The 1,441-nt window shown below is 38.0% G+C and carries 2 protein-coding genes; both read right to left on the bottom strand.

Features of this window, described 5'->3' with window-relative positions; all coding sequences use genetic code 11:
• Nucleotides 1-198 precede the first annotated feature (198 nt).
• Entirely contained in the window at nt 199-576 is a 378-nt protein-coding gene (locus GQR46_RS19630) for a hypothetical protein (RefSeq protein WP_007582705.1), read from the bottom strand.
• A 203-nt stretch (nt 577-779) separates the two neighbouring features.
• Nucleotides 780-1,328 carry an NAD(P)H nitroreductase gene (locus tag GQR46_RS19625; RefSeq protein ID WP_007582703.1) on the bottom strand — a complete coding sequence of 183 codons (549 nt, stop codon included), beginning with the start codon at nt 1,326-1,328 and terminating at the stop codon, nt 780-782.
• Nucleotides 1,329-1,441: the final 113 nt, after the last annotated feature.

The following is a 1,441-nucleotide window of genomic DNA, read 5'->3' as shown; positions in this document are numbered from 1 at the left end:
TTTTCAAGACCGGTGCATTCGACCACTCTGCCATCTCTCCGCACGGCGCGAATAATATGGCTAAATACATAACTTGTAAAGAGCTAAATAGAAATTAATATAAAATATTAACATATTGGATAAAATAGACCCACTTTGTTCTTTTGTTAAGCTCTTCACTTTAATAAAAGTGTAGTTAATGGACTAAAGTTAAACACATTAATAATATTGTTTAGGTCTACGTGCAATCCAAGAGCAGATTAAACAAGCCAATATACTCAGTGCGGTAAAGGTAACGCCTTGAAAAATTAAATCGAATCGATTTAAATCATCACTTGGTACTACAACAAACATAAAAGCAGGTAGCACACTAAGCGATAAAACGTAGCAACATACTTTAAATGCACGCCCAAAGTCGAAACGTTTGGACTGGTGCATCCACCATGTTAACAACACAAGCATACCCATCGCTGAACCGGCTATAAAGTGTGATGCATTTGTGCTCATTGCAACATACAGTGTTACAAAAGCACCAATGATTCCCCAAATTGACCATGCTAGCCAATTCTCTTTTTCACGTAAAAATAAATTTCCCATAGTTTTCGTCTTCTTTATCGTTATTTTTATTAAGACTTTCCATAATGTATCAAAAAACAACCGATTAAAAAACAAACTGAAGAAGATTTAGTAAATTTAGTGCTTCCAAGCGCTTCTTACAGCCAAGTCATTAACTTTTAAATAATACTCTTTGTAACCTTAATGAATTATGACTATGTAAGTTGCGCAAAGTTCATACTATTTCACAAATTACTAAAATAGTTTTCTGGCTTATGGCGAGGCGACTTTTTACAATCGACTTCGGGTGTACCTATATATAAATACCCTACTATTTCATCTTGCTCATGTAAGTTAAGCGCTTTTTTAACCGCGCTACTTTGTGCAAAGTAGCCTGTGCGCCAAACACCGCCTAACCCTTGGGCAAATGCAGCTTGTTGCATCGCTAATACACTACAGCCTGCGCTTTGTACTTGTTCTATTCGAGGAACTTTTGGGTGTTCTTGATATTTAGCAATTGCTATTACAATCATAGGCGCACGAAGGGGAAGCTCTTTAGCACGGTTAATTACTTTTTCTTCTTGTTGCTCTGCCACTGCACTTTGATGGTAAATTTCACCCAGTTTATTGCGTGCATCACCTTGAGCAACAATGAACTGCCACGGTGCTATACAGCCATGATCAGGAACACGTAATGCTGCTTGCTTAATTATGTCGAGCTGCTCAGGCGTAGGGCCCGGCTCTGTTAGTTTAGAGTCTGATTGGCGGGTAAGTAAAAGCTCGATAGCGTTCATAACGATTCCTCAAAATTCAAAACGCTAGAGTAACATTTAAACCCTTAAAAAATAAATACCGAGAAATTAAAATGCAAAACGGCCGCAAAGGGTTAAGCTATGCGGCCGTTAGT

The sequence above is a fragment of the Pseudoalteromonas sp. Z1A6 genome (assembly GCF_011378745.1).
Lineage (GTDB): Bacteria > Pseudomonadota > Gammaproteobacteria > Enterobacterales > Alteromonadaceae > Pseudoalteromonas > Pseudoalteromonas arctica.
The sequence above is the reverse complement of the archived record's forward strand: the minus strand, read 5'-3'. Positions and strand labels throughout refer to the sequence as shown.